This is a genomic window from Phormidium pseudopriestleyi FRX01 (assembly GCF_017313335.1).
In the GTDB taxonomy this organism is placed as follows: domain Bacteria; phylum Cyanobacteriota; class Cyanobacteriia; order Cyanobacteriales; family Laspinemataceae; genus Laspinema; species Laspinema pseudopriestleyi.
Window position 1 is genome coordinate 1 of sequence record NZ_JAFLQW010000572.1, and the last position, 6,576, is coordinate 6,576.

Genomic DNA, 6,576 nt, shown 5'->3' on the forward strand with positions numbered 1-6,576 from the left:
GGTGGGTTGACGCGATCGCAATTTTAGGTATAAGATAGGAAATGGGTGAATCGCTCTAACCAGCCGATTCAACCCGTGCGCTCTTAGTTCAGTTGGTAGAACGCAGGTCTCCAAAACCTGATGTCGGGGGTTCAAGTCCTCCAGGGCGCGCTGAACCATCTTCCGAAAGATATCTGCCCGAAAGTATGTCTGCTGTAAAAACAGCAAACAATCTAAAAACTTTCGGGTAGAATTATCATCTGAGTGGTTCGTACCAAGTATTGGAAGAACAAGAAAAAGTTTAAGCTAGAACGGCGACGAGTGCAGCCACCCAATCTGGAGTGGCGTGATTCACTGGCGATCGCATGAAAGCTGTTGCCAAGAAAGAACTGCCGGTTGTTGCGTTCAGTGGGAGAGGAAAAGCAATTGTGGCAAAGCAAAAGGAAGCAGACCAAGAAACAGGAAGCGGTTTCAATCCCGCAGAGTTTTTCCAGGAAACAAAAGAAGAACTAGCTAAGGTAGTTTGGCCATCTCAGCAGCAGGTAATTAGTGAATCATTGGCCGTCCTCTCGATGGTCGCCTTAATTGCCAGCTTAATCTATTTCATCGATAAATTTTTCGGTTGGGCAGCTACACAGGTGTTCGGATGATGTTTGCATCGGACGACGACTCTCAATATCCAACTGAACCGTCAGAAACCGACGAAAGCGAAGAATCCAAATCATCGGGCCGTTGGTTTGCCGTTCAAGTTGCCTCGGGCTGTGAAAAGCGCGTCAAAGCGACCCTAGAACAGCGAATTCAAACCCTTGATATGGGCGATCAGATTTTTCATGTCGAGATTCCCCAAGCTGCTGCATTTAAAATTCGCAAGGATGGAAGCAGACAGCAAACGGATGAAAAAATCTTCCCCGGTTACGTCCTCGTCCAAATGGACATGGACGATGAAAGCTGGCAGGTTGTCAAAAACACCCCCCATGTGATTAACTTTGTGGGGGCAGAACAAAAACGCCGTTACGGACGCGGACGCGGTCACGTCAAACCCATGCCCCTGAGTTATTCGGAAGTTCAACGAATATTCAGGCAACGGGACGAAGCCGAGCCAGTCGCAAAAACTTATTTGACTCCCGGAGAAAAAATTGAAGTGGTCTCTGGACCCTTTAAAGATTTTGATGGGGAAGTCATAGAAGTTAGCCCAGAGCGCAGTAAGCTCAAAGCACTTCTGTCTATCTTCGGACGAGATACGCCCGTCGAACTGGAGTTTAATCAAGTCCGCAAATTGAGTTAAAGCAGCTAACACAGCAAATGGCAAAAAAAGTAGTTGCGGTGATTAAGTTGGCGATTAATGCCGGAAAAGCCAACCCCGCACCCCCGATCGGGCCTGCGCTCGGTCAGCATGGCGTGAACATCATGATGTTCTGTAAAGAATATAACGCCAGAACTGCCGATCAAGCGGGTCTCGTGGTGCCGGTAGAAATTTCCGTCTTTGAAGACCGCAGTTTCACCTTCATTCTGAAAACCCCTCCCGCCTCTGTCTTGATTCGCAAGGCAGCAGGGATTGAAAGAGGTTCAGGGGAACCCAATCGCAAGAAAGTGGCAGAAATCTCCCGGGCTCAACTCCGCGAGATTGCCGAAACCAAAATGCCCGACCTCAATGCCAATGACATTGAAGCGGCCATGAAAATTGTCGAAGGGACCGCCCGGAATATGGGTGTGACCGTCGGCGACTAGAAACCGATTAGAGATTTCCAAGAGTGGGCGATCGCATTTCTAGTGCGTTCCTTCTCCTTAGAATCTCAACCGAGTGACCCATACAAGGGGCAGAGGCATCGCCTCGCTATGACCCCAGGAGAGAAAAATGACCAAAAAAATCTCGCGTAGATTACAAGAACTGGTTAAAAAGGTCGAAGAGCGGCCTTATGAACCCTTAGAGGCGCTCAACCTTTTAAAAGAGACCGCTACAGCCAAATTTCCTGAATCCGTCGAAGCCCACATTCGCTTAGGCATCGATCCCAAGTACACCGACCAACAGTTGCGGACCACCGTGGCCCTACCCAAAGGAACGGGTCAAACCGTCCGGGTTGCGGTGATTGCTCGGGGGGAAAAAGTGAACGAAGCCACCCAGGCCGGTGCAGATTTGGCGGGATCTGAAGATCTGATTGCCGAAATCCAACAAGGGCGAATGGACTTCGATAAACTGATTGCCACCCCGGACATGATGCCCCAAGTGGCCAAATTAGGTAAACTTCTCGGTCCTCGGGGGTTGATGCCTTCGCCAAAAGGTGGTACAGTAACCTTTGACCTCGGTCAAGCAATTAACGAGTTCAAAGCCGGTAAACTAGAATTTCGGGCCGATCGCACAGGCATCGTCCATGTCATGTTTGGGAAAGCAGCTTTCCCGACTGAAGATCTCCTAGTAAACCTGAAGGCGTTGCAAGAAAGCATTGACCGCAACCGTCCTTCCGGTGCTAAAGGCCGCTACTGGCGCAGTGTATATGTCACTTCTACGATGGGTCCATCGATTGAAGTCGATATCAGTGCCTTGCGAGATATCAAGCTGACAGAAACCGCCTAAGCGCGAGTTCAAATTTTGAGGAAACTCAAAATTCATCCCTTCAAACCCCACAATTAAATAGCACAGTAGCCGGAGACAGTAGGTGTCCAACAGGGCTTAATTTCCTACTTAGGTTTGCGTTATCGTTCCCCTTGTGCTGATCTTGTCATGACTTGACAAGATTGCCATCGGAAACTGACAAAACCCCGGCTACCCTGCTGGGGTTTTTGATTGGGTCGGGGATAGGGGAGCAGTAGGAGTCATATAGCGGTTCTCATGAATATACTGTACAGCCCTCACCCCAAACCCCTCTCCCAAAGAGGGAGAGGGGCTTTAGAGACTGTTCAGGAACTGCTATAGATTCCACTCATATTCCCAGGGGATGAATGCTCCGGCTCCCAAATGTCTCTAATTTCTTAATCTTCATCCCAATCAGGAGGTGAAAACGAGTGGGTAAAACGCTAGCAGACAAACAAGCGATGGTGACGGAGCTCAAACAAGAGTTGAGCCAGTCTCAGATGACGCTTGTGATTGATTACAAAGGGTTAACCGTGGCGGAGATTACCGATTTACGTCGGCGTCTACGCGAAAGCGGTGCAACCTGTGCAGTCGCTAAAAACACCTTGATGCGACGGGCAGTTGATGGCGACGAAAACTGGCAATCTTTAGAGGAATTCCTCAAAGATTCCTCTGCCTTTTTGTTCCTGAAAGATGACCTGAATGGTCCGATTAAGGCGTATCAAGACTTCCAAAAAGCGACCAAGAAGAGTGAACTTCGCGGTGGTGTATTAGAAGGAAAGGCGCTGACTTTCGAGGAAGTTAAGGCGATCGGCGACCTGCCATCCAAGGAACAACTCATGGCTCAAATTGCCGGTGCCCTCAATGCATTGGTCACAAAGATTGCTGTGGGTATCAAAGAAGTTCCTTCGGGTCTGGCCCGAGGTCTCCAAGCCTATGCCGACAAAGACGGCAGCACCAGCGACGAAGACCAAGCCGCTTAGGGGCTTGTCATTTGTCGTTTGTCATTTGTCATTTGTCGTTTGTCGTTTGTCGTTTGTCATTTGTCATTTGTCGTTTGTCATTTGTCGTTTGTCGTTTGTCGTTTGTCGTTTGTCTTTAATCAAGGGACCAATGACCAGTGACCAATGACCAATGACCAATGACCAATGACCAATGACCAATGACCAATGACCAATGACCAGTGACCAATGACCAATGACCAATGACCAATGACCAATGACCATTTAGATATTTGATAGGAGTCAATTCATGTCTACAGCAACTGATGAAATTCTCGAAAAGCTAAAATCCCTGACCTTATTAGAAGCCTCTGAACTGGTCAAACAAATTGAAGAAGCCTTTGACGTGAGTGCCGCTGCACCTGCTGGCGGAATGATGATGATGGCTCCTGGCGCGGCTGCTCCTGCTGAAGAAGTGGAAGTGCAGACTGAATTTGATGTCATTCTCGAAGAAGTTCCCGCCGACAAGAAGATTGCGATTCTGAAAGTCGTTCGCGTTTTAACCGGCTTAGGTCTGAAAGAAGCCAAAGATATGGTGGAATCTGCACCGAAACCGATTAAAGAAGGCATCACCAAAGATGCTGCGGAAGATGCTAAGAAGCAACTGGAAGAAGCAGGCGGAAAAGTCAGCATCAAGTAAGATTTTCCCTTGGGGAATCAATACAGGAGTGGCAGAATATCAATTCTATTTTGCCACTCTACTGGATAAGTCCATGAGAGTGGGCTTATTTTTTTTGAGGGACTGGTTCAGTTGGGATGGGCGATCGCCCCCATCATCTGTCGCTCCACCGCCCTGTGCTCTGTGGGTACCGTGACATCTCCAGACACTGACCGCTTGGGCGGATCGCGTGCTGGCTTTTCCAAGAATCACTTCTTAGATTTTCTGGTTGTTCCCTTACGGGATTTCGGCACTTGGCTAGACTTTTCAGCCCCCGCTAGATCGCCGGAACAGACAGTTTCCTTTCCTGACCATCCATCGGTACTAACTAATGAGGGCAATCCCTCGGTTACGAATTACTAAGGGATTTCCATAAAAAAAATCGGGCATTAGAGGTCTTAAGGAATTATTAAAGCCTAGCCCTGTCAAGGTGGTAAATGTAAGGACGAAAAATCGTTGTTTCAGGTAGGGGTTTGGTCTCCAAACCCTCTTTTTCTGATGTAGGGGTTTGGTCTGATCACCCTCTTGAGGCTCATTGCGCCCCTCCCTACAAATACACCTTGACAGGGCTAATTATTAAAGCCCCCTTCTTAAGGGGGGTTGGGGGGATCTCTCTTAGAAGATTTTATTTTTTGGAGTTCCCTTATTATAATAGGGTTTACTGGCGATAAGCAATTGTAGGGTGGTGAAGCCACCGAACAGCAATTGTAGGGTGGTGAAGCCACCGAACAGAAGGTGGGCAATGCCCACCCTACTCCTTTAAAAACTGAATAGGAATGATTTATTTTTTGGAATACCCTAAGTATTCCAGTCAATGTATATTTAGTAGGTATTGAGCCTACTAAATATACATTGACTGGAATACAGTCGCTCATCTGGGTACAGATAGAGCGCAGGTCTTCCCGCCTGCTAAGATAAAAAATCATTACCATAAAAAAACAAAAAAGTCAAAAACATAAAACAATGAAATTATGTGACGGAAATCACATCAAGGAAAAAAATAATGTGCCACTATTCCAGAATAACCGCATCAGTTTATCGGTTGTTTCCCAAGTGGTAACGGGATGGGTGACATCAGGGGGTATAAAAGTTCCGGGAAATCTTGTTGAACTCAAAAATAGATGAAAAAAGAATCCGATTCCTGAAGAAATAAAGTCACAGTTTCACTAGCGAATTGTACCGACATCCGCGATCGCAGTTCCTAGACCACCGGATCTATCCCACTTGAAGTTACACTGGGAAAACCCTTGCCATGACTGAATTCCAAACCTCTTACAAGGAAGCGCCATCATGACGGTTTTTCCTATTGCATCTCCATAATTACACTTCAGATCTCCCACAAATGTCTAATCCCAAAACCCTATCTATTCCCTACTCCCGCCACTTCCTAGAGTGGTTGCAGGAACACCAAGTCAGTCTCGGTGTTACTACCTACCAAACCAACCGCCTGTGTCTGATTGGCGTCCAACCCAACGGACAAATCTTCACCCCCTTCTGGGAATTTGATCGTCCGATGGGACTTTATACAACATCAGAACGTTTCTACCTCGCCACTCGCTATCAAATTTGGCGATTTGAAAACGTTCTGGAAACCGGGGAACTTTTACAAGACAAATACGATCGCCTCTACGTTCCTCGCATTGCCTATACCACCGGAGATTTAGACACTCACGACCTAATCGCTGACCCCCAGGGTAATATCATTTTTGCCAATACCGAATATAGCTGTGTCGCCACCCTCCACCCCCAACACAGCTTTGCGCCCCTGTGGAAACCCAATTTTATCAGCAAACTCGCCCCCGAGGATCGCTGTCACCTCAACGGGTTAGCTGCCGTTAACGGTGTGCCCCGGTATGTTACTGCGGTGAGTCGTTCCGATGTCGCATCCGGTTGGCGACATCGACGGGGTGATGGGGGAGTTGTGATTGATATTCAAACCAACGATATCATCGCCAGTGGTTTATCGATGCCTCACTCCCCTCGATGGTATCAAGGTAAATTATGGTTAATCAACTCAGGAACCGGAGATTTTGGCTATATTGAAAACGGTGAATTTATCCCCGTTACCTTCTGTCCTGGTTACGGACGCGGGTTAGCTTTTGTCGGTGATTTTGCGGTTGTCGGTTTATCCAAACCCAGGGATTATCATTTTTCGGGTTTATTAATCGGAGAAAGACTCCAACAGAAAGAAGCGGAAGCCCGTTGTGGTATCCTAATTATTAACTTAAAAACAGGGGATATTGTCGAGTGGCTAGATATGGATACGGAAGCCACAGAACTCTATGATGTTGCTATTTTACCCCAAGTTAGATGTCCGATGTCTTTGGGGTTTAAAAGCGGAAATATTAGTAAATTAGTGACTATTGGTA

Annotated in this window: 7 protein-coding genes and 1 tRNA gene; all 8 read left to right on the forward strand. The window is 47.4% G+C overall.

Annotated elements, in window-relative coordinates; all coding sequences use genetic code 11:
- Positions 1-77 precede the first annotated feature (77 nt).
- Positions 78-150, forward strand: a tRNA-Trp gene (locus J0895_RS21745).
- Positions 151-344: 194 nt separating this feature from the next.
- Positions 345-629: a preprotein translocase subunit SecE gene (gene secE, locus J0895_RS21750; RefSeq protein ID WP_242541495.1), complete on the forward strand. Its 285-nt coding sequence runs from the start codon at positions 345-347 to the stop codon at positions 627-629.
- The gene (gene nusG, locus J0895_RS21755) at positions 626-1,264 is read left to right on the forward strand and encodes a transcription termination/antitermination protein NusG (protein ID WP_207090086.1); all 639 of its coding nucleotides are present in this window, start codon (positions 626-628) and stop codon (positions 1,262-1,264) included. Before secE ends, nusG begins: the two co-directional genes overlap by 4 nt.
- A 17-nt stretch (positions 1,265-1,281) precedes the next feature.
- Complete coding sequence (gene rplK, locus J0895_RS21760) at positions 1,282-1,707, forward strand: 50S ribosomal protein L11 (RefSeq protein WP_207090087.1); 426 nt, start codon at positions 1,282-1,284, stop codon at positions 1,705-1,707.
- A 127-nt stretch (positions 1,708-1,834) separates the two neighbouring features.
- Positions 1,835-2,551: a 50S ribosomal protein L1 gene (gene rplA / locus J0895_RS21765; protein WP_207090088.1), complete on the forward strand. Its 717-nt coding sequence runs from the start codon at positions 1,835-1,837 to the stop codon at positions 2,549-2,551.
- A 428-nt stretch (positions 2,552-2,979) separates the two neighbouring features.
- Positions 2,980-3,531 (forward strand): 50S ribosomal protein L10, encoded by a 552-nt coding sequence (gene rplJ / locus J0895_RS21770; RefSeq protein WP_207090089.1) that lies wholly within the window; start codon positions 2,980-2,982, stop codon positions 3,529-3,531.
- Between the two features lie 268 nt (positions 3,532-3,799).
- Positions 3,800-4,189: a 50S ribosomal protein L7/L12 gene (rplL, locus tag J0895_RS21775; protein ID WP_207090090.1), complete on the forward strand. Its 390-nt coding sequence runs from the start codon at positions 3,800-3,802 to the stop codon at positions 4,187-4,189.
- Positions 4,190-5,549: 1,360 nt separating this feature from the next.
- The coding region (locus J0895_RS21780; RefSeq protein WP_207090091.1) for a TIGR03032 family protein at positions 5,550-6,576 on the forward strand (1,027 nt) is incomplete at its 3' end.